The 608-nt window shown below is 70.1% G+C and carries 1 protein-coding gene; it reads left to right on the plus strand.

Annotation, left to right across the window (positions count from 1 at the left end; translation table 11 throughout):
* The coding region (locus AB6N24_RS23110) for an endo-1,4-beta-xylanase (RefSeq protein ID WP_412871699.1) at nucleotides 1-608 on the plus strand (608 nt) is incomplete at both ends.

The raw sequence follows: 608 nt of genomic DNA on the forward strand, positions 1-608 counted from the left end.
ATCGACTGCGTCGGGCTGCAGTCCCACTTCAACCCGCAGAGCCCCGTCCCGGCCAACTACCAGACCACCCTGTCGTCGTTCGCCGCGCTCGGTGTCGACGTCCAGATCACCGAGCTCGACATCGAGGGCTCCGGGTCGCAGCAGGCCGAGAACTTCCGCCGGGTGACGAACGCGTGCCTCGCGGTCGCGCGGTGCACCGGCATCACCGTCTGGGGAGTCCGCGACACCGACTCGTGGCGCGCCAGCGGGACCCCGCTCCTCTTCGACGGCTCGGGCAACAAGAAGGCCGCCTACACGTCGACCCTCGACGCCCTCAACGCGGCGCCGCCGGTGAACCCGACGCCCACCCCGACGGTCACGCCGACCCCCACCGTGACTCCGACCCCGACGGTCACGCCCACCCCGACGCCGACCGTCACGAACCCGCCGCTCCCCGTGGGCAGCACGCTCGCCTCGGCCGCGGCGAGGACGAGCCGGTACTTCGGCACCGCGATCGCGGCGGGTCGGATGAACGACTCGACCTACATCACCATCGCGAACCGTGAGTTCGACATGATCACGGCCGAGAACGAGATGAAGATGGACGCGACGGAGCCGTCGCAGAACCA

This window comes from Cellulomonas jepli, assembly GCF_047229345.1.
In the GTDB taxonomy this organism is placed as follows: domain Bacteria; phylum Actinomycetota; class Actinomycetes; order Actinomycetales; family Cellulomonadaceae; genus Cellulomonas_A.